Raw genomic sequence first — 25,178 nt, forward strand, 5'->3', positions numbered from 1 at the left:
TTACATCGAACGAAGAACAGTCGCTAGCGGCCGAACCCGGTCAGCTTGAGCGAGCGGCCGCCGAACAGGCCACCACCCTCCCAGCGGTAGCGCAGGATGTAGGTCCCGCCGCCGGTGCGGTCCTTGCCCATTTCGACGTAGCGCGCGCTGAGCCGCACGGGCACGCTGTGAGCGCCCTTGTCCTCGTCTCGCGCCTTGAGCGCGGTCTCGACGTCGCTGGCGCTAAGCTCCCCGTCGCTGCCGACTTGGATCGGCGAGGCGCCCTTGATCGTCACAGTCAGTGATTCGAGCGCATGGCTCGCCTCAACCGGTTCGATCGACAGCGCTCGACCGTCGCTGACCGCCTTGCCGCGCAGCGTGAGCGGGATCGCCTGCTTCTGCTCGACCACCTTGGTGGTCTTGTCCTCGTTGTTGCTCTTCCAAGTGAGCCACAGGCCGGCCGCGGACACGACGAGCGCGAGTAGCGCGATAATTTCGCCCAGGGTCACCCAGCGGCGGCGGTTTTCAGAATCGCTCATCGACCCCCAGCTTCGAGCAAGCGTGCCGGCGCTGCAAGCTCCCAGCTTGCCGCAATGCGATCCGCGACATGGCCCCAGTCTACGTCATCTCCCGCGATGGTGATCGATAGCCACGTCGGCAAATAGGCCGGCTTCGAATAAGTCTCCGGATCGGCATCGAGCAGCATCGCCTGCTCGTCGAGGCTGCTGACCCGCACGCACACCACCGTCTTCGCGTCGCCATGATGGTTGTCGCGGAACTGAGCGAACTGCTTGCCGGCGACGAAGAAGGTCGGCTGCCCGTGCGAAACGCGCTCCTCGGTCTCGGGCAATTCCAGCGCCGCTGCGCGAACCTGGTCGAGGGCGTGGCTCATCGTTTCACGAACTCGCTCAAAATCTTCGGGTACAGATCATGTTCCGCGGCGAGCACGCGTTGCTCGAGGCTGTCGGGCGTGTCATCCGGTTTCAGCGGGACTTCCGCCTGGCCCAGCACGTCGCCGGCATCGAGCTCTTCCGTCACCACGTGGACCGAGCAGCCGCTGACCGTGTCGCCCGCCGCGATCGCCCGCGCATGGGTGTCGAGCCCGCGATATTTGGGTAGCAGCGATGGGTGGATGTTGACGATCCGACCGGCCCAATCGGAAACGAAACGTGGCGAGAGGATGCGCATGAACCCCGCGAGCGCGATCGTGCCGACGCCATGCTCTTGGAGTACGCCGCTCAGCACCCGGTCGAACTCCTCCTTCGCCATCTCCTTGCTGTCCAGAGCCCAGGTAGGGAGGTTGCGGTCGCGCGCCCACTCCAGTCCAGCGGCCTGCGGTTTGTTCGACGCGATGAGGACCACCTCATAGTCGCGGGCCTGATCGACGAGCGCCCGCATGTTGCTGCCGCGCCCGGAAATCAGGATCGCAACGCGGCGCGGGTCCCTTTGGGGGTCACGCATGATGCGTTACGGACCAATCCTCGGAGCTGCCCCAGGTTCCCGTCTGGCCACCGACGGTGCAGCCGTGTTGGCCCGCCTCGATCCGCCCGATCTCGAACACCGTTTCGCCCGCGCCTTCGAGGACGGACGAGACTTCCGGCGCCTCTTCCGGTGCAACGATCACGGCCATGCCGACACCGCAGTTGAACGTCCGCGCTAATTCGTCAGGCGCAAGGCGCCCGCCTTGCTGGAGCAGGCCGAAGATCGCGGGCAGGTCCCAGCGATTCGCTTCGACCTTCGCATGGCAGTTGTCCGGGAGCACGCGCGGGATATTCTCGAGCAGCCCGCCGCCGGTGATATGCGCCAGCCCCTTGATCTTGCCTTGCTGCACGAGTGGCAGCAGCGCGCGGACGTAGATCCGCGTCGGCTCCAGTAATGCGTCGCCGAGCGTCTTGCCGAGGCTCGGGAAGTCTTGCCCAAGGTCCCAGCCTTCCTGCTCGACGATCCGCCGCACGAGGCTGAAGCCGTTACTGTGAACGCCCGAGCTAGCCAGCCCGAGAATGAAGTCGCCCGGCGCGATGTCCTCGCCCGTCAGCACCTTGTCGCGGTCGACCGCGCCGACGCAGAAACCCGCGAGGTCATAGTCGCCGCCCGTATACATGCCGGGCATTTCCGCGGTTTCGCCGCCGATCAGCGCGCAGCCGGCCTGGCGGCATCCCTCGGCGATGGAGGCGACCACCGCCGATGCGACTGCCGGCTCGAGCTTCCCGGTCGCATAATAATCCAGGAAGAACAGCGGCTCCGCGCCCTGCACGACGAGGTCATTGGCGCACATCGCGACGAGGTCGATGCCGACGCCGTCGTGCCGCCCGGTGTCGATCGCCAGCTTGAGCTTGGTCCCGACGCCATCGTTGGCCGCGACAAGCAACGGATCCAAGTAGCCCGCGGCTTTGAGGTCGAAGAAGCCGCCGAACCCGCCGAGCTCCGCATCGGCACCGGGGCGCGCGGTCGAGCGGGCGAGGGGGCCAATGGCTTTCACCAGCGCATTGCCGGCATCGATCGAGACGCCGGCTCCGGCATAGGTCAGCGGTTTTTGGCTCATTGGAAGCGGCCACTAGAGACAAGCCGCTTGGATTTCCACGCCGTTGTCGCCAAAAGGCCGAGCGAATGCTTCGCGCCCGCTTCATCGTCCCCGTCCTGCTTCTGCTCGCCGTGCTCGGTGTATCGGGCGGGCTCTACGCGCAGATGGAAACGGGCGACCGCGGGATCCTCCCGCTGGACAGCTCCGGCACGCTGGATATCGGCGGCATCCATGTCGACGTCGGTGGGGCGGATGCGCAATCGGCACGCTTCGCCGGATGGCGCATCGCCCAGCGCCAGGGCTTCCGCGCTTTGTGGGCGAAGATGCACAATGCGCCGATCGAGCAAGCGCCGAACCTGCCGGACGGAACGCTCGACCAGATCGTCAGCTCGATCAACGTCGAGCGCGAGCAGATCGGACCCAACCGGTACATCGCCGACCTTGGCGTGCTGTTCGACCGCGCCCGCGCCGCGGCGTTCCTTGGCGTCGAAGGCGGGGAGATCAGCCGGTCGCAGCCGATGCTGCTCATCCCAATCACCATCACCGCGGGCACCGAGACGAGCGTCGAGCTCAGGAACCTGTGGCAGCGTGCATGGGCGCAGTTCCGCACCTCGCAAAGCCCGATCGATTATGTGCGGGTGAGCGGCATGGGTGCCGACCCGATGCTGATCAATGCGGCGCAGACGGTTCGCCCCGGTCGTGGGTGGTGGCGCAACCTGATCGACCTGTACGGGGCCGCAGACATCCTCGTCGCGGAGGTCCAGATACAGCGCGCTTATCCTGGTGGCCCCGCCGTCGCGCGATTCATCGGGCGCCATGGCCCGGACAATGAGATTGTCGGCGGATTCACGCTGACTGCAGCCAACAGCGACGCGATCCCGGCGATGATGGCACAAGGCGCGGTACGAATGGATCAATTGTTCGCGCAAGCGCTCGCGGCCGGCCAACTCCAGCGCGACAGCTCGCTGAACCTCCCGCCGCCACCGATTCAGGAGCTTCCGGCCGAAGCGCCGGTCGTCACCAATGCGGCGACCAATGCTTACCAGGTGCAGATAAGCGGCAAGGACGTAACCGTTTATAATTTCGCCATGGCGCACTTGCGCACTTTGCCGGGGATCCAGTCGGCGACACCGCAGCAGATCAATCCGGCAGGCACCAGCTACGTACTCGTGCAGTTCAAGGGCGACATCAGCCAGCTTGCCGCCGCACTGAGCGCGCGGGGCTGGATCGTCGGGACGTCCGGGACGGTGGTCACGATGAAGTCTTCATCGGAGAAGCCGCCGGCGCTCCCGCCGCCGCCGCAACCGGCCGCAACACCGCCGCAACAGCCCCAACCCCAGCCGCAGCCAAGCCAGCCGCCCGGGAAGAAATGAAGCAGGGCTCCGACCAGATCGCGCTGCCGCTCGACTGGCCGCAGACCGAAGGCGATGCGAGGTTCATCGTCACCGACGCCAATCGCGAGGCGTTCGAACATTTCGCGCGCTGGAGCATGTGGCCGGTTAAGGCGACCATCTTGACGGGCCCGAGGCGGTCGGGGCGCACCTTGCTTGGGCGAAGCTTCATCGAGCGCGTTGGCGGCCGCCTATTCGACGAAGCTGAAAGCCGCGACGAGGAGGAGCTGTTCCACGCCTGGAACCAGGCACAGGACAGCGGCCGCCCGCTGGTCATGATCGCGGATGAGGCACCGCCTGCCTGGGCGCCGCGGCTACCCGACCTCAAGACCCGGCTCGCGGTCACCCCCGTGACCAGGATCGGCCATCCGGACGACGCCTTGTTCGCGGCGCTGATCCAGCTGTTCTTCGCCGACCGCGGCCTTCACATTCCTCCTGAGGCGCTTCGCTTCATGGCCGAGCGCCTCCACCGCGATTACTGGACCGTCGAACGGGCGGTCGAGGCGGTTGATCGGTTCGCTATTGCCGAGCGGGCGCGGCTGTCCTTGCCGACGATCCGGCGAGCGCTGATCGAAGCGCGAATGATTGGCGAGGCTGCCTAAACACCTAACCGCAGTTGATCGTGTTGATCTTTCCGTCGGGTCCGATGCGCACGGTGACCCGGCTCGGGCTGAATTCCATGGTCACCATCATTCCCGGCCGTACCCACCGAAGGTTGGCCGAATGAGTCGCGCGCATGATCGCGGCGCCGGTTTCTTGGGTGGCCGCCTGACCGGTATATTGATCCGTGCCGGCAGCATCGCAGGTGTAGCCGGGGACCTCTCCGTGGATCGGCGTTTGCGCGGGCGCAGCGGCGCAGGCCGCGAGCAGGAGAGGGGTAAACAGGCCGAAATTACGCATCGACGGTCTCCTCTGCCGGCTGCATCAACCGGCTCATTTTAAGCTTGCCGTTTTCGATCGCGAAGGCGAGGCGGCCTTCGACCAGGTCGAGGGCATCCTTGCCAAACTGTTCGTAGCGCCAGCCCGAAAGGATATTGAGGTTCTTGCGCACGCCGGCGGCAAGTGCCTCGAGGTCATCCGAACGAGCGATCAACCGCGCTGCCACGCCGGTCTCCTTGGCACGGATCTTCAGCAGCAGCTTCAGCAGGTCGCTGACCAGGGCAGCATCCTTGGTCAGGCCCGGGCGGCGCGGTTCCCGATCGGGCATTTCGCCAGCCTCCAGCGGCTTCGCATTATTGACCGCGGCAATCAGGCGAGCGCCAATGTCGTTGTTCCGCCATCCCGCAGAGAGCCCGCGGACACGGCCCAGATCGTCCTGGTTCTTGGGCGGATGAAGGACGATTTCGTTCAGCGTATCGTCCTTGATGATTCGGCCGCGCGGTAGGTTCTTGGTTCGCGCTTCGGTCTCGCGCCACGCGGCGAGGGCCTTCAGTCGTCCCAGCACGGCCGGGTTGCGGCTCGGCAGTTTTAGGCGCTTCCACGCGTCTTCCGGAGGGAAAGCGAAGCTGGACGAATCGGCCAGCCGTTCCATTTCTTCATCGAGCCAATCGCCGCGGCCGGTCTTTTTCAATTTCTCGACCATGCGTGGGAAGATCGTCGCGAGGTGGGTGACGTCCGCGATCGCATAATCGATCTGGCGCTTGTCGAGGGGACGGCGGCCCCAGTCCGTGAAGCGCGCGCCCTTGTCGAGGCTATGGCCAAGCAGGCTCTCGATTAGGTTCGAATAGCCGATTTGCTCGCCGTGCCCGAGCGCCATCGCCGCGATCTGCGTGTCGAACAAAGGATGGGGGACCGTACCGGTCAGATTGTGAATGATTTCGAGGTCCTGCCCGCCGGCATGGAAGATCTTGAGCACATCCTCATTCTTCACAAACAGCTCGAGCAACGGCTTGAGGTCGATGCCCTCGGCCTTTGGATCGATGGCAGCGGCTTCTTCGCTGCTCGCCACCTGGATCAGGCAGAGATCCGGCCAATAGGTGTTCTCGCGCATGAACTCCGTGTCCACGGCGATGAACGGGTGTTTCTTGAGGCGGTCGACCAGTGCTTTCAGGTCGTCCGACTTGGTAATCAACGGATGGATACGCATGTCTGCAAGGCCCATAGCTCCGCCCTCGCGGGTTGACAAAAGGCTTTGCCGCCTTGAAGCGCGGCGCGCGCTTTTCCACCCATATTCGAAGCAGAAAGCTGACGTTCCACATGCACGCCTATCGTACCCATACCTGTGCCGCGCCGCGCCTGAGCGACGTTGGCAAAACGGTCCGCCTTTCGGGTTGGGTCCACCGCAAGCGTGACCACGGCCACCTGCTGTTCGTCGATCTCCGCGACCATTACGGGATCACGCAGATCGTTACCGACACAGAATCGGCGGCCTTCAAGACGCTCGATCGGATCAGGGTCGAGTCGGTCGTTACGATCGAGGGCGAAGTGGTTGCCCGCTCCGCCGAGACCGTGAACGCGAATTTACCGACCGGCGAGATCGAAGTGCGCGCAGGCGAAGTGACGGTCCAGTCGACTGCGGCCGAACTGCCGATGCCGGTTTTCGGCGAACAGGATTATCCGGAGGAGATTCGGCTTAAGTACCGCTATCTCGACCTCCGCCGGGAGCAGGTCCATGCCAACATCATGCTGCGTTCGGCGGTCATCGCGTCGATTCGCCGCCGGATGATCGACCAGGGCTTCACCGAATTTCAGACTCCGATCCTGACCGCGAGCAGCCCCGAAGGCGCACGCGATTATCTCGTTCCGAGCCGCGTCCATCCGGGCAAATTCTACGCGCTCCCGCAGGCGCCGCAGATGTTCAAGCAGCTGATCATGGTCGCGGGCTTCGACCGCTATTTCCAGATCGCGCCCTGCTTCCGCGACGAAGATGCTCGCGCCGATCGTTCGCCCGGCGAGTTCTATCAGCTCGACTTCGAAATGAGCTTTGTCACGCAGGACGACGTGTTCAACGCGATCGAGCCGGTGCTTTCGGGCGTGTTCGAGGAATTCGCGAACGGCAAGTCTGTCACTCCCGCCGGCGAATATCCGCGCATCCCGTACAAGGAAGCGCTGCTCAAGTACGGGTCAGACAAGCCGGACCTGCGCAACCCGCTGCTGATCGGCGACGTTGGCGACCATTTCAAAGGCTCGGGGTTCGGGCTGTTCGCCGGCTTGGTGGAAAAAGGCGCGGTTGTCCGCGCCGTGCCCGCACCCGGCACCGCCGAGAAGAGCCGCAAGTTCTTCGACGATATGAACGAGTGGGCGCGGAGCGAAGGGTTTGCCGGCCTCGGCTATGCGACTCGCAAGGGCGGCGAATGGGGCGGCCCGATCGCCAAGAACCATGGCGAAGAGGGAATGAACCGGATCGCCGACGAGATGGGCCTGGGCCCGGACGACGGCATCTTCTTCGCCGCAGGCAAGGAAGAGGAAGCCGCCAAACTTGCGGGTGCGGCCCGGACGCGCGTCGCCGAGCAGCTTGACCTCATCGAGCAGGGAACCTTCCGCTTCTGCTGGATCGTCGACTTCCCGATGTTCGAATATAATGACGAGCAGAAGAAGGTCGACTTCAGCCACAACCCGTTTTCGATGCCGCAGGGCGGAATGGAGGCGCTGGAGTCCAAGGACCCGCTCGAGATCCTCGCCTGGCAATATGACATCGTCTGCAACGGCGTTGAGCTAAGCTCGGGAGCGATCCGGAACCACCGCCCCGACATCATGTACAAGGCGTTCGAAATCGCCGGCTATTCGCAGCAGGAAGTGGACACCAACTTCGCGGGCATGATCAACGCCTTCAAGTTCGGCGCGCCGCCGCACGGCGGATCGGCGCCGGGCATCGACCGCATCGTCATGCTGCTCGCCGACGAACCCAACATCCGCGAGGTCATCCTCTTCCCGATGAACCAGAAGGCGGAGGACCTGATGATGAATGCGCCGTCCGAAGTGATGGACAAGCAGTTGAAGGAACTGCACATCCGGATCGTCCAGCCGAGCTAAAACCGGCTCAAAACGGGACGAAATTGCTCCGTTCGACGCTCCAGTTGGATTGTCGCGACCTCGGCCGCCCTCTAGTTTCCGCTCCGTGGGGAACGACGCGTATCAGGAAAAAGGGTCTGCCCTTGCCGCGCTGCGCGATCATCTCGCGGAGTTGCAGCTTGCGCAGATTGCGCACCACCGCCGAGCGATAATTCTGCTGGAGGGTCCCGAAGGGTCCGGCAAGAAATATGCGTTGCGTCAGCTCGCGGCGGCCTTCGACCCGTGTCACGTAGCGGTACATTCGATCGGCTTCGACCGCCGCGAAGCCTCAGATGGCCACTGGCTCGCCCGCTTCTGGCGCTCGCTTCCGAGCGCAAGCAACACCGCCATCTTCTATCGCAGCTGGTATTTGCGCGTGCTCGATGACCGGATTTCGAGCCGCATCGACCAGGACATGGTCGCCCGCTCATTCGACGAGATCAACGAGTTCGAGGCTCAGCAGCGTGACTATGGAACGTTGATCGTGAAGCTGTATTTCGAAGTCAGTGCCGAAGTTCAGCAGCAGCGGATCGAGCAGCGCGCGCTGAGCCCGTGGGCACGTGCGAGCCGCGAAGAACCAATCAGGATCGACAACCCCGCGTATGCTCGGGCCTTTGAGGCCCTTAAGGCCAATTCGGACACCCGCTGGTCGCCTTGGATCATGATCGACGGCAATGACGAACAAGCTGCGGCGATTGCTGCGCTAAGCGCCATCTCGGATGCCTGGTCTGAAGCGATGCCGGCCGAACTACCTCACCTCGTGGCCGCGCCTGTGCGCGCCTAAGCCGGGTATCTGATCTTCATCACCTCATAGGACTTTTCGCCCGCAGGAAGACGAACGATTCGCTCTTCGCCGACCTTCGCGCCGACCAGGGCGCGGGCAAGGGGTGCGCTCCAGCCAATGCGGCCCTGCGTGGCGTCCGCTTCGTCATCGCCGACGACGGTCAGGGTGCGGCGCTGGTCATCTTCATCCGCCAGTTCCACGGTCGCGCCGAAGCGCACTTGGGCCCGGTCCTGCTGCTTGGAAGGATCGACGACCTTTGCAGATTTCATGATGCGCGCGAGATGTGACAGGCGGCGGTCGATCTCCCGCAGCCTTTTCTTCCCGTAGAGACAGTCGGCATTTTCCGAGCGGTCGCCGAGCGAAGCGGCCCAAGACACAATCTCGACGACCTCCGGCCGCTCCACGCCGAACAGCTCCTCATATTCGGCGCGAATGCGGGCGAACCCTTCGGGCGTAATGTAGCGGTCAGCCATTGCGGGCGATTATCAGCCCGGGCGGTTCTTACCCAGATAGCGCGACACGTGCATCGCGGTTTGCGGCGACTGGCCGCCGCGCATGGAATCATAGACCACGCTGTTTTCGATAACCCGCTGCACGTAGGACCGCGTCTCCGTGAAGGGGATCGCCTCGATCCACTTCAGGACGTCCACGCGGCCGCGCGGGTCACCATATTGCCGCACCCACTTGCTGACGTTTCCCGACCCCGCGTTGTAGCTGGCAACGGCGAGCGGGATGTTGCCATCCCAGATGTTCAGCATGCGCTGGAAGTATGCCGACCCAAGCATCACGTTGTAGCTGGGGTCGCTGATCAGCCGGTAGCTGTCGTAGGATACGTTCATCTTGCCGGCCTGCTCGCGCGCCGTGCCGGTCATGAGCTGCATCATCCCCCGAGCGCCCGCATGGCTAACCGCATAGGGGTCGAATGAGCTTTCCTGACGGCTGATCCCGTGGGCAAGCGACCACAGATTCGATGACACCGTCGCCGGAAGAGTGGGATAGGCCTGGCGGACGTAGAACATCGATCCCTTCACCCGAGCCATGCGCGCTGTCCACACCGCAAGGTCCTGCCGGCGAATTTGCTGGCCAAGCTCGACCGCCAGGTTGCGGTCGGCGTCAGTGTCGAGCGATTCCGCGAGCGCCTTCACAAACAGGGCCTGTTCAGTCGAGCTGTTCTGGAGCGCGCGCACCGCCTGGACCAGGCGGCGATTGTAGAAGGCGCTGCGTTGGGCCGCGGTGGTCACATATTGCGTCGTGGCTTGCGGTGGCGCGGTCACCGAGCGCCCCAGTCGCTCAAGCGCAAGCTGGCCGTAAAATAGCTCCGGGTAAGCGGCGGCGCGCTGGAAGTAGGCATTCGCTTCCTGGAAGTGGCCACCCGCAAGCGCAGCCCGCCCGGCCCAGTAGTTGCCCTTTGTTTGGACCTGCAGCGATTTGCCGCCCTGACCATAAGCGTCGAACAAAGCGACCGCGCCTTCGGGTCGGTTCAAGCGGTCGAGCGCTGTCGTGCCGCCGAGCCAAGCAAGGCTGGTGTAAGTGTCGCGGAGATCCAAGGGCAGGGTGTTTATGTCGGTGCCCGCGGGCAGGGCATCGCGCAGGTGACGCGTGATGTTGTAGGTGATGGCCCACTGACGGTCCTGCGCCGCATCACTCGCGAGGATTAGCAGCATCTCATAGAATCGATCGGCGTCGGCGGCAGGATAAGCGAAATGATGCTCCCTGGCCGCGAGGTCGCGCGCAGCTTGGTCATAGCCCTTGGCGCGAAGGTAGCGGGCGCGGTCCATCATCAGCCCGGGGTCGGTCGTCACCTGGCTCATCGCGGCCTGGTAGAGCGCGTCGGCATCGGCAGCCTTGCGCTGCATCGCGATCCTCGCGGCGAACGCAGCGCGACGCGCAATGCCGGTCATCGAATAGAACCGCGCTGCGTCGTCCGGGTCCTTGGCGAACAGCAGCGCGTCGACCCGGCGATCGTGATCGGCGGTGGTGAAGCTGCCGCCGTACCGGCTCCAGATCGCCTGCTCATCCGTGCTGGTGAGGTCACGAGACGCCCAAGCCTCCCGGGCTGCGGCTAGCGCATCGGTCATACGTCCGCTGGCAGCATAGGCATCCGTCAGCCGGGCCCAGCCATTCCCACTTTGCGGCTTTGCGTTGGCGTAGAATGCGAACACAACTCCCGCATTCTCGCCAGGCTGCATGGCTTCTTCGGCCCAGCGCCGCATCTTTGCGTCATCGGGCCACCCAGGGTTGGCATTCAGGAAGCGGGCATAATCGGCGAAGCGATAATTGCTGTTCGCCCGCAAGGTTCGCCAGTCGCTGATCGACGAGGTAATGCTGGGAGCGGCCGTGGCCGGATAAGCGGTCGCGGCCTGATATTGCGCCGAGCTCGACGAAGCAGCGCCCAGCAGCACTGGAAGAATTACAGCAACACGCCACATGCTGGACATCGTGCGTCCCCGCTCCTTATCAGGCCCTGAACACGCGGGCCGTAAAGTACACCCGAAACTCCCATTTACGGAGACAAGTTCATGTTTTTCGGCTCGATTCCGGCGCTTGTGACACCCTTTTCGGGCGGGCGTGTCGCGGAAGACACATTTGCTGACTTCGTCGAATGGCAGATCGCCGAAGGTAGCAATGCGCTGGTCCCGTGCGGAACGACGGGCGAAGGCGCGACCTTGTCAGACGATGAGCATCGCAGAGTGATTGAGATCGCAGTCGAGGTTTCTGCTGGCCGGGTGCCGGTCATCGCCGGCTGCGGGTCGAACAATACGGCCCATGCCATTGCGCTGACCCGCAATGCGAAAGAAGCAGGGGCTGACGCCGCCCTGCATGTGCCGCCCTACTACAACCGTCCGAACCAGGACGGGATTTACGCTCATTTGTTAGCGGTTGCGGATCAGGGAATCCCGGTCGTGCTCTACAACGTGCCGTCGCGCACCATCACCGACATCGCCGTCGAAACGATGGGCCGGCTGGCGAAACTGCCGAATGTCATCGCGGTCAAGGACGCCACGGGCAATCTTGCGCGCGTGTCAGCGCAGCGCTTGGCCTGCGGCGCCGACTTCATCCAGCTGAGCGGTAACGACGACATGGCCCTGGGCTTCAATGCGATGGGTGGAACGGGGTGCATTTCGGTTACCGCCAACGTCGCGCCGAAATTGTGCTCGGACTTCCAGAAAGCGACCAAGGAAGGCCGTTGGGAAGACGCCCTCAAGCTGCAGGACCAGCTTTATCCGCTCCATGCAGCGCTGTTCAGTGACGCGTCCCCGGGGCCGGTGAAATATGCCGTGGCCAAGGTAAGGCCCAATTTCCCGGCCGAGCTGCGGCCGCCGATGACTCCGCCGTCCGAAGCTTCGCGAAAAGCCGTCGATGCTGCGCTCCAGCACGCGGGGCTGATCTAGGTCCAAATGGCGAAGCCGCTCGCAGCCCCTTTCGACAAGCAAAAGGTCGTGGCCGAAAACCGCCGCGCGCGCTTCGACTATTTCGTCGAGGAGCGGTTCGAGGCGGGCATTCAGCTTGCCGGCACCGAAGTTAAGTCGCTGCGTCACGGGGAAGGATCGATCGCCGAGAGCTACGCGACCGTCGAGGGCGACGAGATCTGGCTGATCAACAGCCATATTCCGGAATATAGTCACGGCAATCGCCTCAACCACGAGCCGCGGCGCCCCCGGAAGTTGTTGCTCAAGAACCGGGAAATCGCCAAGCTCCACGGGGCGGTGGCACGGGAGGGCCTGACCCTCGTTCCCCTGTCCATTTATTTTAATGGCAGGGGTCGAGCGAAGGTCGAGCTGGCGCTGGCGAAGGGCAAGAAGGTGCACGACAAGCGCGAGACCATCAAGGAACGCGACTGGAAGCGGGAGCAACAGCGGCTCCTGCGGCATAATGGCTGAGGCCGGTCAGGCAGTGCGCATGAAGTGGCTGACGCGCCATATCCCGACCCGCGATACGGTTCATCATTACCGGCTGCTTCGTCCCTTCGCGCCGCACCTAAAGCACCCATCTTTGTGGCGGATGACTCACCGTTCGGTGCCAAGGGGTGTGGCGCTCGGACTGTTCGTCGCCGTCATCATCCCGGTGATGCACACGGCGATTGCGGCACTGCTAGCGATTCCGGCCCGCGCCAATGTAGCCGTCGCCGCAATATTCACCCTCGTGGTCAATCCGCTGACCATCCCTTTCATGTACGTGGCCGCCTATCGCATCGGGTCATGGGAGCTTCACCATGACAAGATCGTCAATCCCGCGGACGCCGAGCGCTTCTCGAGCGAGCTCAGCAGGCTGCTGTTCTGGATCCACCAAGCGTCTGGATCGATCGCGCTCGGGATTTTGACCATCGCGATCGCGTCAGCCGGGATTGGTTACTTTGCGTCCTCGATCGCCTGGCGTTCATGGCTTACCAGCAGGTGGCGGCAACGGCGGATGGCGCGCAGCTAACCGTTTGCCCGTTCGCAGCGAGGAAAGGAGCGGTCGTCGATTGCGGATGGCCAGCCTCGCCACCCACGCGCAACGCCCCACCAATAGGTTTTGAGGGGAAATTTCATGGGTCGAGTTTTGTCGTTCGCACTGGTCACCACCGCGCTCGCGGGATGCGTTTCGCGACCACTGCCGCCGCCGCCGATCGCGGAAGTGCCGGTTGCTGTCGTCGCGCCGCCCGAGGCAGCGCCGGCTCCGAAGGCCCAGATCGGAACGTACGGCTTCGACACCGGCGGAATGGACACGAGCATTCGGCCGGGTGACGATTTCTACGGGTTTGCCAATGGCACCTGGGCGAAGAACACGCCTATCCCGGCGGACAAGTCGAATTACGGCTCCTTCACCGCGCTGCAGGACACCAGTCAGCAGCGGGTTCGCGACATTCTCGATGCAGCGAAAGCCGATCCAAACAGCCGGATCGGCACCGCATTCTCAAGCTTCCTCGACGAAGCCTCGGTCGAAGCCAAGGGCCTGACCCCAATTCAGCCTTGGCTCGACGAGATCCGCGGCCTCAAGAGCCGGTCTGGATATGCGGTACTTGCGGCGCACGCTGCCCGGAATGGCGTCGGCGGTTTGTTCAGCGGCGGCGTCGGCCAAGATGACCGCCACAGCGATGTCTATATCACCGGGCTGAGCCAGGCGGGCCTCGGCATGCCGGATCGCGACATGTATTTGCTGCCTGATGCGAACTTCGTTTCCATTCGCGCGGCATATGTCGATCACCTGACCAATACGCTCACCCTGGCGGGCGAGAGCAATGCGGCGGCGCGCGCCAAAGCAATCATGGCCTTTGAAACGAGCATCGCGAAGGTTTCCTGGACCCGCGAGGACGTCAGCGACGCGACCAAGACCTACAACCGGATGACTTTGGCTCAGCTCAAGAAGCTCGCGCCGGGTTTTGACTGGGCAGCCTACCTCACCACGCGAGGAGCCAACGTCGATGAGTTGCTCGTCGCAGAGCCGAGCGCGTTCAAGAGCATCGCTGCGCTGTCCGCCAAGGTTCCGCTCCAGGTTCTGAAGGACCAGCTGATCGTAAATTCGCTGGATGCCTATTCGGACGTCTTGCCCAAGGCAGTAACCGAGGAGAGCTTCGCTTTCTACGGCACCAAGCTAAACGGCACGCCCCAGCTGCAGCCGCGCTGGAAGCGCGCGGTCGATTTTACGACCAACATCCTCACCGACGACGTCTCGAAAGTTTACGTGGCCAAGTGGTTTCCGCCCGAATCGAAGGCGGCGATGCAGGAGCTCGTCGGCAACATCATCACGGCGATGGGTCATCGCATCGATAATTTGAGTTGGATGGCGCCTGAGACCAAGGTGAAGGCGAAGGCAAAGCTAGCGGCCTTCACGCCCCGCATTGGCTATCCGGACCAGTGGCACGATTACACGTTCGACGTGCGGGCAGATGATTTGTTCGGTAATGCTATGCGGGCCAATCAATGGGGCCACGACTGGAACATCGGTAAGCTCGGCAAGCCCGTGATGCGGTGGGAATGGGGCCTCGATCCAATGACGGTCAACGCCCAGGCGAATTTCAGCCTGGTCGCAATCACCTTCCCGGCCGCGATCCTTCAGCCGCCATTTTTCGATCCCAATGCGGATCCGGCGGTCAACTACGGTAGTATCGGATCCGTCATTGGCCACGAGATGAGCCACCATTTCGACGACCAGGGCTCCAAGTATGACGCCAGCGGCAATCTGGTTGACTGGTGGACACCCAAAGATGTGGCCAGTTTCAAACGCTTGTCAGAGAATCTTGTGAATCAATATGATGCTTATGAGGTGTTTCCGGGTGCACATGTGAAGGGCGAATTCACGCTCGGTGAGAACATCGGCGACCTAGCCGGCGTACTTAGCGCGTATGATGCCTACCACGCGTCGCTCGGCGGTAAGGAAGCACCGGTCATCGACGGGACGACGGGGGACCAGCGTTTCTACCTCGCCTGGGCGCAAGGTTGGCGCCGCAACTATCGCGAAGCGAATCTGCGCTCGCGGCTCCTCACTGATCCGCACGCGCCCAGCGAATTCCGCTCCGACATCGTTCGCAATTTCGACCCCTGGTACCAAGCGTTCGGCGTGACACCGGGGCAAAAACTGTACCTGACGCCGGAGCAACGCGTCCGCATCTGGTAGGACGCGGCATTGCTGGTAGGATACTGCCAGCATGCTGCACCAAAGGCTGCCCGCATTAGGTTCTTCCCGGCTCGATGGCTGGGGGAGATGGCTCGCGCCCGCGCTAATTGGGGCCGCAGCCCTCAGCTTGGCCGCCCTCTTACTGCTGCTCGATCGCATGCCGCTCGCCGCGATCGCAGCGCTGGCGGGGCTTGCCGGCGCGGTCTGGGCCTATGCAAGGACGCCGCGGCTAAGCATTCCCAGTGAACCACTCATGGTCGGGCCGGACTTTTCGCTTCTTGGATCGGCGCTGTCGCTCAGCCGTGAACCGACTGCGCTGACCAACAGCGAAGCATCGGTGCTGATCGTCAACGCGGCTTACCGCGAGCGTTTTGGCGACAATCGGGCGCCGCTGTCCTTGGCGTCTGACGACGAAGCGCGCGAGGGGCTGGAGCTCGCGCGGACCATGGCCTGGCGAGACGGCGCCGGCTGCGTAGCGCGGATTGCAACGGCTGCCGGGACGAGCCCGGTCGAGGTCGAGCGGGTTGGCGCGCAGGGTGAACTGCTGCTGTGGCGCTTTCCCGAGCCGCCGACGCCGGATCCGCTGACGGCGGCCATCAACCGAGTACAGGGCCTTGCCGGCGAGCGATTTGCGGAAGCCGGGGTCATGGCTGCCGTCATCGATGAAAAAAGCCGCATTCTGGGCGCTAACCGCTTGTTCGTTGAGCGGACGGGAATTCAGGACAATGACGCGCAAGGCGCGCGCCTCAAGGCGCTGATCCAGTCGGGCGAGGGCGGCGAAGCGCGGGTGATCGCGGATGGGGAGGGCGCTATCTCCTTGCGTGCGGTTCACGTCCCCGTGGATCCGGCCGTATCGAGCGGTGCGGGTACGCTGTTGCTCTTCGACAGCAGCTCGGGTCCGTCGGTAGCTAATTCGGCTAACCTGCAGACGCTCCTCGACGTCCTTCCTGTCGGGCTCGCCCTGGTCGACCGAGACGGGCGGTTCCTCACGATGAACCAGACCTTCCGCAAAGCGGCGGGCCTGAAAGGCACAACGATGCCCTCCTATCCCGGCGACCTCGTGGTCAAGGAGGACAAAGCCGCGGTCGCAGATGCGGTACGACGCAATGCGCGGGGTCCAGCCATGTCAGGCGATCTCGCCGTCCGGCTCATTCACCAGCCGGGCGAACCCGTCGCGCTCACGATCGCCGGGTTGCGCGGTATCGGCGATGCGCCGGTGCTGCTGCTGCTCAAGGACAATAGCGAGGAAGCCAAGCTCAAGCGGCAGGTCGCCCAGGCCACCAAGATGCAGGTGGTCGGGCAGCTGGCGGGCGGCGTCGCGCACGACTTCAACAACATCCTGACCGCGATCATCGGCCACTGCGACCTCATGCTGATGCGGCACACGCCAGGCGACAGCGACTATGACGACATCCAGCAGATCAAGTCGAACTCTAATCGAGCGGCCGGCCTGACGCGACAATTGCTTGCTTTCTCCCGCCAGCAAACGCTGCGCCCGCAGGTGCTGCAGCTGCCCGATGTGGTGTCGGAGGTCTCGCATCTCCTCAAGCGCCTGCTCGGTGAGACGGTGGAGCTCGTGGTAAAACACGGCCGCAACCTCGGACCGGTGCGGGCCGACCCCGGCCAGCTCGAACAGGTGATCGTCAACCTGGCCGTCAACGCGCGCGACGCGATGGCCGAGAAGGGGGGCGGCGCGCTCACCATCCAGACCTATTCGGTCAAGGCCAACCAGGTGGCGGAGCTCGGCTCCGACATCCTGCCGATCGCCGATTACAGCGCGCTGTCGGTTACGGACACGGGCGTCGGTATTCCGGCAACCATCCTCGGCAAGGTGTTCGAGCCCTTTTTCACGACCAAGGAGGTGGGCAAAGGCACCGGCCTGGGTCTCTCGACCGTCTACGGCATCGTGAAGCAGTCGGGCGGGTTCATCTTCGCCGATTCAAAGGTCGGGGAGGGCACGCGCTTCGTCATCTACCTCCCCGTCCACCACGAAGAAGCGGCCGCGACCCGATCGCGCAAGGTGGACAGGGGGAAAAAGGACGAGCTATGGGGCAGCGGGACCGTCCTGTTGGTCGAGGACGAACCGATGGTTCGCGCCGTTGCCGAGCGTGCGCTCACCCGCCACGGTTACCAGGTGATCACGGCGGACAATGGCGAAGAAGCGCTCGAGCACCTCGCCAAAGGCGAGAACATCGACCTGCTGATCAGCGACGTGGTGATGCCGGGTATGGACGGGCCGACCGTTGTCCGGGAAGCGCGTAAGAGCCGGCCGGACATCAAGATCCTCTTCATGTCGGGCTATGCCGAAGAGCAGTTGAGGAACTCGATCGATATTGAGAACGTCAATTTCCTGCCCAAGCCCTTCTCCGTAACCGACCTCGCGGAGGCGGCGCGCCGGGCGATGGGCACCAAATAAGCTATTTGCGCTTTTCCCCGCGCCCTCTATGCGAGCGCGACATGGGTGCGCGTTCCATATTGATCGTCGAAGACGAGCCGCTGATCGCGATGATGCTCGAGGATTTTCTCGATTCCCTTGGCCATAAGGTGCGTGGAACCTGCGACACGGTGCAGTGCGCACTCACCGAGGTTGAGAAGGGCGGGTTCGATCTCGCCATCCTCGACGTCAATCTGAAGGGCGAGAATGTGTGGCCGGTCGCCACCAAGCTGCGCGAGAAGAACGTGCCGTTTGTGATCGCTACGGGTGGCCACGTCGATCCGCCGCCGCCCGAGTTCAATGACGCGCCGGTGATCGAGAAGCCGTACACCGTCGATCGGGTCACCCCGGCGATCGAAGCAGCCTTCGCGGCCTAAGGCTTTCGGGCGAATATCGCCCATCGCACCCATGTTCGAATTCCAGTCCCACCTGATCTTCCCGACGCATGCCGTGCCGCGGGCAGGACCAATGCCGAAGGGCGCCGACCAGCTTTTCCTGGACACGCCAGACGGCAAGAAGCTCGTCGGCATTCACATTCCGGCGGACGAACCAAAAGGCGAGCGAACCCTCATCCTCGGCTTCGGGGGTAACGCTTGGAACGGGCAGGACGTCGCCGAATATCTGCATCAGCTCTTTCCAAACGATGAGGTCGTGGCGTTTCACTATCGTGGATATGCGCCGTCGACCGGGTCACCGTCTGCCGAAGGGCTGATCGCCGATGCGCCGCTGGTCCTCGATTTGGCGGACGAGCGGCTGAAGCCGGCGCGGATCATCGCAGTCGGATTCAGCATCGGCAGCGGCATCGCCGCGGAGCTTGCCACGAAGCGCAAGGTCGACGGCTTGATCCTGGTGACGCCGTTCGATTCACTGAAGGCGGTGGCCCAGTCGATGTACCCGTGGCTGCCGATCGGCCCGTTTTTCGATCACGAAATCGACGCGGCAAGCGCAATCGTCGGTATCGACGTGCCGGTTGCGGTCATTGCCGCCGATCGCGACGAGATCGTTCTCGCCGCGCGCACGGACGCCTTGCGCGAGCGAATCAAGCGGCTGAAGTTCGACCGCACCATCGCCCGCGCCGGGCATAACGACATCTACGCCAGGTCTGATTTCCAGGCCGCCATGCGCGAAGCGCTGGACACGCTTAGCCGTTAGGCGACTGATTGCGGGCGCAGGCGGTGTCGTACTGGGACACCGAATGGTCGTTCTTGTCGTTGATACCGGGCTGCTCACCCGCATAGACCGAACCCGATACACCGTCCGGATTGAACGCGGATCCCGGTGCCGTCACGGAGTTGCCCGGCTGAAATGGATCGTCCTCGCAAGACTGGTCGGGCTGACCAGTGTGATCGAAGGGCGAAGAGGTTGGGGCCGTGGGAGCCGATTGTTGCGTGGGTGGCTTCGCCAAAGCCATATCAGGTGCAATTGCAATGACCGTCGCGGCCAAGAATGTGATTAGCTTTTTCATGGAGTTTCTCCTCAATCGAGCCCGCCCCACTGCATAGGAGTCCGGCCTGCGGACGCTGAGGTTCACATTAAATTTCCTGATTACGGCGAAGTGTGAGGCGCTCGCGATCTCTGGCGCGATTGCGAGCGCCTCTTCGCCTGCGTGATGGGGCACTGGGCTGACGCGCAGGCGAATTCTTTCGATCGGTCGGTGTTAAATTGAACGGAAAGGGTTCAACGGGCCTCCCAATGGCTATGGCCGGCCCGCAGTGTCTCAATCTGTGACATCTTCCCCTTGCGAGGGGGAGGCGCTCTATCCATATTCTTGATATCAAAGGAGCAATCGACTGGCGGGGGACGTTAACAATCCAGCAGAGTTGATTGTGGCATAAAGCGGGCTAGCATGCCCATCAGAGGACGGCCGCTCGTGGCCGCAATAACAAGGACGGGAATGACCAAGCTTTCAGGCGGCGACAGCAAGAGCACCCTCTACTGCTCATTCTGCGGCAAGTCGCAGCACGAGGTCAGGAAGCTGATCGCCGGGCCGACGGTGTTCATCTGCGATGAGTGCGTCGAACTGTGCAACGACATCATCCGCGAGGAATCGAAGTCGGCGCTGGTCAAGACCCGCGACGGCGTCCCGACGCCGGCCGAGATCTGCAAGGTCCTAGACGATTATGTGATCGGCCAGGATCGTGCGAAGCGCGTTCTCTCCGTCGCCGTTCACAACCATTACAAGCGCCTGTCGCATGGCTCGAAGGGCAGCAATGAGGTTGAGCTCGCGAAGTCCAACATCCTGCTGATTGGCCCGACGGGCTGCGGCAAGACCCTGCTCGCACAGACCCTGGCACGCATCCTCGATGTACCTTTCACGATGGCCGACGCGACGACGCTGACCGAAGCCGGCTACGTCGGCGAAGACGTCGAGAACATCATCCTCAAGCTGCTTCAGGCGTCCGATTACAACGTCGAGAAGGCGCAACGCGGCATCGTCTACATCGACGAAATCGACAAGATCAGCCGCAAGTCGGACAATCCTTCGATTACCCGCGACGTGTCGGGCGAAGGCGTCCAGCAAGCGCTTCTCAAGCTGATGGAAGGCACGACCGCCAGCGTTCCGCCGCAGGGCGGGCGCAAGCACCCGCAGCAGGAGTTCCTGCAGGTCGACACGACCAACATCCTGTTTATCTGCGGCGGCGCCTTCGCGGGCCTGGAAAAGCTGATTTCCGACCGGATGCAGGGCAAGTCGATGGGCTTCGGCGCGCATGTCGCCGCACCGGACGAACGCAAGACCGGCGAAGTCCTCCAGCATTGCGAACCGGAGGACCTGCTCAAATTCGGCCTGATCCCCGAGTTCGTCGGCCGTTTGCCGGTGATCGCGACGCTCATGGACCTGGACGAGACGGCGTTGGTGAAGATCCTGGTCGAACCGAAGAACGCCTTGATCAAGCAATATGCCAAGCTGTTCGACATGGAAGACGTCCAGCTCGAATTCACCGACGACGCACTTCACTCAATCGCAGTCAAGGCGATCGAGCGGAAGACCGGGGCTCGTGGCCTGCGTTCGATTCTGGAAGGCATCCTGCTCGACACGATGTTCGACCTGCCATCGATGGACGGCGTCGACGAAGTTCATGTCGATGGCGATGTGGTCGAAGGCCGCAAGGACCCGGTGCGGGTCTATGCGACCAAGGATAAGGAAGCCGACGACGCCGCCTGAGCGGGCCGCCCGTTCTAAGCTAGAACTCGCCGCGAACTGCAGCCATCAGCTGCGAACTGAAGCGCTCCATCAAATGCTCGTCCCGGCCATAGTGATCGGTCAGGAACTGCACACCATTCGCCGTGGGCTGCACGGTTAGGTAGGTCATGTAGACCGGCACTGGCTTCGGCAGGTCGACTTCCTCCTCGACCTTTGGATCCTTGCCCTTGGGTACGTAGCCGCCGAACAACCAGTTGGCGAAACGCTTGTAATCCTCGACCCGGACGCAGCCGTTGCTGATCCACAATTCATTCTTCGTGAAGTGATCTTTCTCCGGTGAATCATGGAGATAGATGCCGAAGTAGTTAGGCAGCATGAACTTCATCATGCCCATTGAATTGGCGGGACTGGGGAGGCGGCGAAGCCGGACTTCCTGGCGCCCGTCGACGACCGCCTGCCAATCGACCGTGTGCGGATCGATGGTCTGAGCGTCTTCGCCGTAGCTCGTCAGCACCTGATATTCGCGGTCGGTCAGGTAGCTAACGCCCTGCGTCGCAACGCGGGGGCCGATCAGGCTTTTCACCAGCTCTGGCGGCACGTTCCAATAAGGGTTTACGCTCGCGTACTTGATGTAGGCGGCCATCATCGGCGTCGCCGTTTCGGCCTTGCCAACCACCACCTTCATCTCATCAACCTTGCGTCCGTTTTCCCACAGCGACAGCCGCGCATCGCCGGCGTCGACGATGGCATATTTGGCCTGTTCCTCGGGGGCCGGGAGACGTTTTGCGCGTTCCATGTTGATGATGATCAACTGCTCATAATATTGAGCGCCGCGGTTCAGCGCGTCGATAGTGCCCGCACCGGCGACGCCATCATTTTTGAGCCCGTGAACCGCTTGGAATTCCTTCACCTGGGCAGCAAGCGCAGCGTCGAATTTATCGCCGCCGCCAAGCCCAAGGCGAGTCCGGAGCGCGGAGACTCGGTCTCCGGTGGACCCGAGCTTCAAAGTCGGCCCCGATGGGATCGCAATCTGCGGTAGGTCGCCCCATCGCTGGCGATATTTCACCAATCCGCGGCGGAGGTCGGTGTAGATCGGATTGACGGAGCTGAAGAGGTCGACCGGCGCGCCCGTCCACGCGGCAAAGTTCATGCTGCCCATTGGGCCATTGTCGTGGACTGCGCGGGGCACGAGCTCTTCGTCGATATAGATCATGTCGACGCCCTGCTCGATGGCAGGCGGCAGATCGATCGGCTCTAGGGCAGGAGCCTTGTTCCCTTCGGCGATCGGCGATTGCCATGGTTGACCCGGCGGCGGAGGCTGCGCCATCCACGGCTCCGCGACGGGCGCGCGCGGCACTTGCGTCTGCATCGGCGGTGCCGCCGGCATGGGCGCGGGATACGGTGCCCCGTATTGCGCTGATGCGGCGGCGGGGATGGTTAGGGCGCTGAGCGCCAGCAGGGAAAAGCGAATGTTCACGGCACCATAGATAGTGAACGAAACTGAACGATTACAGAATCCACTGTTCACTTCCGGCGCGATTCATTCACCTTCCAGCGGTAAAGTGTCTCGCTCAGCGGTCGGAGCGTGAAGCTTCCTCGCAACCCTCTCGACTTCTTCGTCTGTCGGCGCATCGAGAAGCTGCTCACCCGGTGCGAGCGCGTCGTCCGCGATTCCGGGGCCCGTGCCGGCGATGGTCTCGTTGATCGCCTCCTTATTCGGGCCATTTCTGAGCTTTTCGCGATCGTCCGCCATGGGTCGTTCCCTCCTTTGCCGCAGGATGGGATCAGCGCGCGGCGGCGGGTGAATGTTCCTCTCCGTTGCACGCAGGGGATGCTCCGCCCATATACCGGCCTATGACTCGTTCTCTCCCGATTTTGCCACTTCGCGACATCGTCGTTTTCCCGCACCGGATCGTCCCGCTGTTTGTCGGACGCGAGAAATCGGTAGCGGCCCTCGAGGCGGCGATGGCGGCGGACAAGGAACTGTTCCTGGTCGCCCAGCTCGACCCGAGCGAGGACGACCCCGATCGCGACGCGCTCTACGATCTCGGCGTGATTGCGACCGCGATGCAGCTGCTGAAGCTGCCCGACGGCACCGTCCGGGTGCTGGTCGAAGGCGTAAAGCGCGCCCGGCTCGTCGACCTGATCCCACGCGACGGTTTTACCGCTGCGGAGGTCGAGGAAGTCAACGAGGACGCGGCCGACGGCCCTGAAGCGCAGGCCCTGATGCGTTCGGTCATCGACCAATTCGAAAATTACGCGAAGCTCAACAAACGGCTCCCCCCAGAAACGGGTATTCAGCTAAGCGAGATCGAGGATCCCTCCACCTTGGCGGATGCGGTCGCCTCCAATCTTTCGATCAAGGTCGCTGACAAGCAGGCTTTGCTCGGTGAGCTTAACGCCGCGCGCCGGCTCGAAATGGTGTTCGCCTTCATGGAGGGTGAGCTTGGCGTGCTTCAGGTCGAGAAGAAGATCCGCAGCCGCGTGAAGCGCCAGATGGAGAAGACGCAGCGCGAATATTATTTGAACGAGCAGCTAAAGGCCATTCAGCGCGAACTCGGCAATGAAGGCGAAGAAGGCGGCGACGAGCTTCAGGAGCTCGCTGAAAAGATTCGCAAGACGAGGCTCAGCAAGGAGGCGCGAACCAGGGCCAATGCCGAACTGAAGAAGCTGCGCGCGATGGCGCCGATGTCGGCCGAGGCCACCGTGGCGCGCAATTATCTTGACGTGTTGCTCGGCTTGCCGTGGGGCAAGAAGTCGCGGCTGAAGAAGGACATTGCCGAAGCGCAAGCTGTGCTCGACGAGGACCATTACGGGCTTGAGAAGGTCAAGGACCGGATCGTCGAATATCTGGCAGTGCAGGCGCGTACCAACAAGCTGAAGGGCCCGATCCTGTGCCTCGTCGGTCCGCCCGGCGTCGGCAAGACCTCGCTCGGGCGCTCGATTGCGCGCGCGACCGGCCGCGAATTCGTCCGCCAGTCATTGGGCGGGGTACGCGACGAGGCCGAGATCCGCGGTCACCGCCGGACCTACATCGGCTCGCTCCCAGGCAAAATCATCTCGAACATCAAGAAGGCGGGAACATCGAACCCGCTGTTCCTGCTCGATGAGATCGACAAGCTCGGCCAGGACTTCCGCGGCGACCCGAGCTCGGCGCTGCTCGAGGTCCTCGACCCCGAGCAGAACAGCAAGTTCCAGGACCATTATCTGGAGCTTGATTACGATCTTTCGGACGTCATGTTCGTCACCACCGCGAACTCGCTCGACATGCCCCAGCCGCTACTCGACCGAATGGAGATCATCCGTCTCGAGGGTTACACCGAGGACGAAAAGGTCGAGATCGCCAAGCGCCACCTCATTCCGAAGCAAATGGACGCGCACGGGTTGAAGGCCACAGAGCTGGTTTTCACCGACGACGCGCTCCGCGGAATGATTCGTCACTATACCCGGGAGGCGGGCGTCCGCACGCTAGAGCGCGAGCTTGCCAAGGTCGCGCGCAAGTCGCTCCGCCAGATCCTCGAGGGCAAGGTCGAGAAAGTCGAGCTGACGCCGGCGAACCTCGGCGAATTTCTTGGCGTTCGAAAATTCCGTTACGGGATGGGCGAGGAAGAGGACCAGATTGGCGCCGTCACTGGCCTGGCCTGGACCGAAGTCGGTGGCGAATTGTTGACCATTGAAGCGGTGACGGTGCCCGGCAAGGGCCAAATCAAGACCACCGGCAAGCTTGGCGAGGTGATGCAGGAGTCGATCCAGGCGGCAATGAGCTTCGTCAAGGCGCGCGCTCCGGCGTACGGGGTCAAGCCGTCGATCTTCGCCCGCAAGGACATCCATGTGCACTTGCCCGAGGGCGCCGTGCCCAAAGACGGGCCGTCTGCGGGCGTCGGCATGGTCACCGCAATAATCTCGACGCTGTCGGGCATCGCGGTCCGGCGCGACGTCGCGATGACCGGCGAGGTCACGCTCCGCGGCCGTGTCCTACCCATCGGTGGCCTCAAGGAGAAGTTACTCGCGGCGCTTCGCGGCGGAATCCGGACCGTGCTGATTCCCGCGGAGAATGAGAAGGACCTCGAGGAGCTTCCGGCGACGTTGAAGGAAGGCCTCGAGATCATTCCCGTCAGCCACGTTGATGAAGTGCTGAGCCGGACCTTGGTTGCGCCGCTTCAGGCCATCGAATGGAGCGAGGATGACGAACATGCGGCGGAACCACCCGCCGCTGCGCCCGGTGCCGAGCCAGGTGCAACGGTTCGTCACTAGACCACTAGACAGCCAAGCGGAGTCTTGCCTTAAGGACCGACGCTCCGCGCGCGCGAGTCTTTGGCGAGCGGTTCAGGGAGAGCTGG

24 protein-coding genes are annotated in these 25,178 nt (G+C 63.0%); 13 read left to right on the forward strand and 11 right to left on the reverse strand.

Features of this window, described 5'->3' with window-relative positions:
- Positions 1 to 23: 23 nt before the first annotated feature.
- From AC4K8G_RS01940 to purM, 4 genes are read right to left on the reverse strand one after another with little or no spacing between them, the layout of a single operon-like run.
- Positions 24 to 518 carry a hypothetical protein gene (locus AC4K8G_RS01940; RefSeq protein ID WP_491732498.1) on the reverse strand — a complete coding sequence of 165 codons (495 nt, stop codon included), beginning with the start codon at positions 516 to 518 and terminating at the stop codon, positions 24 to 26.
- A complete protein-coding gene (locus tag AC4K8G_RS01945) occupies positions 515 to 871 on the reverse strand; it encodes an MmcQ/YjbR family DNA-binding protein (RefSeq protein ID WP_491732499.1) in 357 nt (118 codons plus the stop codon). The genes AC4K8G_RS01940 and AC4K8G_RS01945 overlap by 4 nt, the downstream gene beginning before the upstream one ends.
- Positions 868 to 1,440 carry a phosphoribosylglycinamide formyltransferase gene (gene purN / locus AC4K8G_RS01950; RefSeq protein WP_491732500.1) on the reverse strand — a complete coding sequence of 191 codons (573 nt, stop codon included), beginning with the start codon at positions 1,438 to 1,440 and terminating at the stop codon, positions 868 to 870. Before purN ends, AC4K8G_RS01945 begins: the two co-directional genes overlap by 4 nt.
- Positions 1,433 to 2,521 (reverse strand): phosphoribosylformylglycinamidine cyclo-ligase, encoded by a 1,089-nt coding sequence (gene purM / locus AC4K8G_RS01955; RefSeq protein WP_491732501.1) that lies wholly within the window; start codon positions 2,519 to 2,521, stop codon positions 1,433 to 1,435. The genes purN and purM overlap by 8 nt, the downstream gene beginning before the upstream one ends.
- A 65-nt stretch (positions 2,522 to 2,586) precedes the next feature.
- Here purM and AC4K8G_RS01960 point away from each other — a divergent pair, with 65 nt between their 5' ends.
- On the forward strand, positions 2,587 to 3,873 hold the full coding sequence (locus AC4K8G_RS01960; protein WP_491732502.1) for a heavy-metal-associated domain-containing protein: 1,287 nt from the start codon (positions 2,587 to 2,589) through the stop codon (positions 3,871 to 3,873).
- On the forward strand, positions 3,870 to 4,493 hold the full coding sequence (locus AC4K8G_RS01965; protein ID WP_491732503.1) for an HdaA/DnaA family protein: 624 nt from the start codon (positions 3,870 to 3,872) through the stop codon (positions 4,491 to 4,493). The genes AC4K8G_RS01960 and AC4K8G_RS01965 overlap by 4 nt, the downstream gene beginning before the upstream one ends.
- A 4-nt stretch (positions 4,494 to 4,497) precedes the next feature.
- Here the strand turns inward: AC4K8G_RS01965 and AC4K8G_RS01970 are convergent, their stop codons facing one another.
- Together AC4K8G_RS01970 and rnd are read right to left on the reverse strand one after the other, a co-directional pair.
- Positions 4,498 to 4,791 carry an I78 family peptidase inhibitor gene (locus AC4K8G_RS01970; RefSeq protein ID WP_491732504.1) on the reverse strand — a complete coding sequence of 98 codons (294 nt, stop codon included), beginning with the start codon at positions 4,789 to 4,791 and terminating at the stop codon, positions 4,498 to 4,500.
- Complete coding sequence (rnd, locus tag AC4K8G_RS01975; RefSeq protein ID WP_491734392.1) at positions 4,784 to 5,977, reverse strand: ribonuclease D; 1,194 nt, start codon at positions 5,975 to 5,977, stop codon at positions 4,784 to 4,786. Before rnd ends, AC4K8G_RS01970 begins: the two co-directional genes overlap by 8 nt.
- 110 nt (positions 5,978 to 6,087) lie before the next feature.
- On the opposite strand from rnd, the gene aspS reads away from it, so the two are divergent.
- Positions 6,088 to 7,863 carry an aspartate--tRNA ligase gene (gene aspS / locus AC4K8G_RS01980; protein ID WP_491732505.1) on the forward strand — a complete coding sequence of 592 codons (1,776 nt, stop codon included), beginning with the start codon at positions 6,088 to 6,090 and terminating at the stop codon, positions 7,861 to 7,863.
- 85 nt (positions 7,864 to 7,948) lie between these two features.
- On the forward strand, positions 7,949 to 8,665 hold the full coding sequence (locus AC4K8G_RS01985) for a polyphosphate kinase 2 family protein (protein ID WP_491732506.1): 717 nt from the start codon (positions 7,949 to 7,951) through the stop codon (positions 8,663 to 8,665).
- Here the strand turns inward: AC4K8G_RS01985 and greB are convergent.
- Positions 8,662 to 9,138 (reverse strand): transcription elongation factor GreB, encoded by a 477-nt coding sequence (gene greB, locus AC4K8G_RS01990; protein ID WP_491732507.1) that lies wholly within the window; start codon positions 9,136 to 9,138, stop codon positions 8,662 to 8,664. The two genes, AC4K8G_RS01985 and greB, sit on opposite strands and share 4 nt — an antisense overlap.
- A 12-nt stretch (positions 9,139 to 9,150) precedes the next feature.
- Positions 9,151 to 11,103 (reverse strand): lytic transglycosylase domain-containing protein, encoded by a 1,953-nt coding sequence (locus AC4K8G_RS01995; protein WP_491732508.1) that lies wholly within the window; start codon positions 11,101 to 11,103, stop codon positions 9,151 to 9,153.
- An 81-nt stretch (positions 11,104 to 11,184) separates the two neighbouring features.
- On the opposite strand from AC4K8G_RS01995, the gene dapA reads away from it, so the two are divergent.
- The 7 genes from dapA to AC4K8G_RS02030 all read left to right on the forward strand — a co-directional run bounded on the left by dapA (position 11,185) and on the right by AC4K8G_RS02030 (position 18,848).
- Positions 11,185 to 12,057, forward strand: coding sequence for a 4-hydroxy-tetrahydrodipicolinate synthase (gene dapA / locus AC4K8G_RS02000; RefSeq protein ID WP_491732509.1), 873 nt, complete (start codon positions 11,185 to 11,187; stop codon positions 12,055 to 12,057).
- A gap of 6 nt (positions 12,058 to 12,063) precedes the next feature.
- Positions 12,064 to 12,546, forward strand: a complete 483-nt coding sequence (gene smpB / locus AC4K8G_RS02005) for an SsrA-binding protein SmpB (RefSeq protein ID WP_491732510.1) — start codon at positions 12,064 to 12,066, stop codon at positions 12,544 to 12,546.
- Complete coding sequence (locus tag AC4K8G_RS02010) at positions 12,539 to 13,090, forward strand: DUF2062 domain-containing protein (protein WP_491732511.1); 552 nt, start codon at positions 12,539 to 12,541, stop codon at positions 13,088 to 13,090. The genes smpB and AC4K8G_RS02010 overlap by 8 nt, the downstream gene beginning before the upstream one ends.
- 105 nt (positions 13,091 to 13,195) lie before the next feature.
- The gene (locus tag AC4K8G_RS02015; RefSeq protein ID WP_491732512.1) at positions 13,196 to 15,262 is read left to right on the forward strand and encodes a M13 family metallopeptidase; all 2,067 of its coding nucleotides are present in this window, start codon (positions 13,196 to 13,198) and stop codon (positions 15,260 to 15,262) included.
- 31 nt (positions 15,263 to 15,293) lie between these two features.
- A complete protein-coding gene (locus tag AC4K8G_RS02020; protein ID WP_491732513.1) occupies positions 15,294 to 17,678 on the forward strand; it encodes a hybrid sensor histidine kinase/response regulator in 2,385 nt (794 codons plus the stop codon).
- A gap of 41 nt (positions 17,679 to 17,719) precedes the next feature.
- Positions 17,720 to 18,073, forward strand: a complete 354-nt coding sequence (locus AC4K8G_RS02025) for a response regulator (protein ID WP_491732514.1) — start codon at positions 17,720 to 17,722, stop codon at positions 18,071 to 18,073.
- Positions 18,074 to 18,104: 31 nt separating this feature from the next.
- Positions 18,105 to 18,848 (forward strand): alpha/beta hydrolase, encoded by a 744-nt coding sequence (locus AC4K8G_RS02030; protein ID WP_491732515.1) that lies wholly within the window; start codon positions 18,105 to 18,107, stop codon positions 18,846 to 18,848.
- Here AC4K8G_RS02030 and AC4K8G_RS02035 read toward each other — a convergent pair.
- Positions 18,838 to 19,161: a hypothetical protein gene (locus tag AC4K8G_RS02035; RefSeq protein ID WP_491732516.1), complete on the reverse strand. Its 324-nt coding sequence runs from the start codon at positions 19,159 to 19,161 to the stop codon at positions 18,838 to 18,840. The genes AC4K8G_RS02030 and AC4K8G_RS02035 overlap by 11 nt on opposite strands.
- A gap of 429 nt (positions 19,162 to 19,590) precedes the next feature.
- On the opposite strand from AC4K8G_RS02035, the gene clpX reads away from it, so the two are divergent.
- Entirely contained in the window at positions 19,591 to 20,859 is a 1,269-nt protein-coding gene (clpX, locus tag AC4K8G_RS02040) for an ATP-dependent Clp protease ATP-binding subunit ClpX (RefSeq protein WP_491732517.1), read from the forward strand.
- Positions 20,860 to 20,878: 19 nt separating this feature from the next.
- Here the strand turns inward: clpX and AC4K8G_RS02045 are convergent, their stop codons facing one another.
- Positions 20,879 to 22,225 (reverse strand): L,D-transpeptidase family protein, encoded by a 1,347-nt coding sequence (locus AC4K8G_RS02045; RefSeq protein ID WP_491732518.1) that lies wholly within the window; start codon positions 22,223 to 22,225, stop codon positions 20,879 to 20,881.
- A 153-nt stretch (positions 22,226 to 22,378) separates the two neighbouring features.
- Positions 22,379 to 22,591 (reverse strand): hypothetical protein, encoded by a 213-nt coding sequence (locus tag AC4K8G_RS02050; RefSeq protein WP_491732519.1) that lies wholly within the window; start codon positions 22,589 to 22,591, stop codon positions 22,379 to 22,381.
- Between the two features lie 101 nt (positions 22,592 to 22,692).
- Between AC4K8G_RS02050 and lon the strand changes: the two genes are divergently transcribed.
- Positions 22,693 to 25,092, forward strand: a complete 2,400-nt coding sequence (lon, locus tag AC4K8G_RS02055; RefSeq protein ID WP_491732520.1) for an endopeptidase La — start codon at positions 22,693 to 22,695, stop codon at positions 25,090 to 25,092.
- Positions 25,093 to 25,178: the final 86 nt, after the last annotated feature.

This window comes from Sphingomonas sp. SP3, assembly GCF_058514305.1.

What these genes read in the sequence shown, in the direction of transcription:
- AC4K8G_RS01940 (WP_491732498.1), bottom strand. Translation starts at nt 518, where the DNA reads ATGAGCGATTCTGAAAACCGCCGCCGCTGGGTGACCCTGGGCGAAATT.
- AC4K8G_RS01945 (WP_491732499.1), bottom strand. Translation starts at nt 871, where the DNA reads ATGAGCCACGCCCTCGACCAGGTTCGCGCAGCGGCGCTGGAATTGCCC.
- purN (WP_491732500.1), bottom strand. Translation starts at nt 1,440, where the DNA reads ATGCGTGACCCCCAAAGGGACCCGCGCCGCGTTGCGATCCTGATTTCC.
- purM (WP_491732501.1), bottom strand. Translation starts at nt 2,521, where the DNA reads ATGAGCCAAAAACCGCTGACCTATGCCGGAGCCGGCGTCTCGATCGAT.
- AC4K8G_RS01960 (WP_491732502.1), top strand. Translation starts at nt 2,587, where the DNA reads ATGCTTCGCGCCCGCTTCATCGTCCCCGTCCTGCTTCTGCTCGCCGTG.
- AC4K8G_RS01965 (WP_491732503.1), top strand. Translation starts at nt 3,870, where the DNA reads ATGAAGCAGGGCTCCGACCAGATCGCGCTGCCGCTCGACTGGCCGCAG.
- AC4K8G_RS01970 (WP_491732504.1), bottom strand. Translation starts at nt 4,791, where the DNA reads ATGCGTAATTTCGGCCTGTTTACCCCTCTCCTGCTCGCGGCCTGCGCC.
- rnd (WP_491734392.1), bottom strand. Translation starts at nt 5,977, where the DNA reads ATGCGTATCCATCCGTTGATTACCAAGTCGGACGACCTGAAAGCACTG.
- aspS (WP_491732505.1), top strand. Translation starts at nt 6,088, where the DNA reads ATGCACGCCTATCGTACCCATACCTGTGCCGCGCCGCGCCTGAGCGAC.
- greB (WP_491732507.1), bottom strand. Translation starts at nt 9,138, where the DNA reads ATGGCTGACCGCTACATTACGCCCGAAGGGTTCGCCCGCATTCGCGCC.
- AC4K8G_RS01995 (WP_491732508.1), bottom strand. Translation starts at nt 11,103, where the DNA reads ATGTCCAGCATGTGGCGTGTTGCTGTAATTCTTCCAGTGCTGCTGGGC.
- dapA (WP_491732509.1), top strand. Translation starts at nt 11,185, where the DNA reads ATGTTTTTCGGCTCGATTCCGGCGCTTGTGACACCCTTTTCGGGCGGG.
- smpB (WP_491732510.1), top strand. Translation starts at nt 12,064, where the DNA reads ATGGCGAAGCCGCTCGCAGCCCCTTTCGACAAGCAAAAGGTCGTGGCC.
- AC4K8G_RS02010 (WP_491732511.1), top strand. Translation starts at nt 12,539, where the DNA reads ATGGCTGAGGCCGGTCAGGCAGTGCGCATGAAGTGGCTGACGCGCCAT.
- AC4K8G_RS02015 (WP_491732512.1), top strand. Translation starts at nt 13,196, where the DNA reads ATGGGTCGAGTTTTGTCGTTCGCACTGGTCACCACCGCGCTCGCGGGA.
- AC4K8G_RS02020 (WP_491732513.1), top strand. Translation starts at nt 15,294, where the DNA reads ATGCTGCACCAAAGGCTGCCCGCATTAGGTTCTTCCCGGCTCGATGGC.
- AC4K8G_RS02025 (WP_491732514.1), top strand. Translation starts at nt 17,720, where the DNA reads ATGGGTGCGCGTTCCATATTGATCGTCGAAGACGAGCCGCTGATCGCG.
- AC4K8G_RS02030 (WP_491732515.1), top strand. Translation starts at nt 18,105, where the DNA reads ATGTTCGAATTCCAGTCCCACCTGATCTTCCCGACGCATGCCGTGCCG.
- AC4K8G_RS02035 (WP_491732516.1), bottom strand. Translation starts at nt 19,161, where the DNA reads ATGAAAAAGCTAATCACATTCTTGGCCGCGACGGTCATTGCAATTGCA.
- clpX (WP_491732517.1), top strand. Translation starts at nt 19,591, where the DNA reads ATGACCAAGCTTTCAGGCGGCGACAGCAAGAGCACCCTCTACTGCTCA.
- AC4K8G_RS02045 (WP_491732518.1), bottom strand. Translation starts at nt 22,225, where the DNA reads ATGCCGGCGGCACCGCCGATGCAGACGCAAGTGCCGCGCGCGCCCGTC.
- AC4K8G_RS02050 (WP_491732519.1), bottom strand. Translation starts at nt 22,591, where the DNA reads ATGGCGGACGATCGCGAAAAGCTCAGAAATGGCCCGAATAAGGAGGCG.
- lon (WP_491732520.1), top strand. Translation starts at nt 22,693, where the DNA reads ATGACTCGTTCTCTCCCGATTTTGCCACTTCGCGACATCGTCGTTTTC.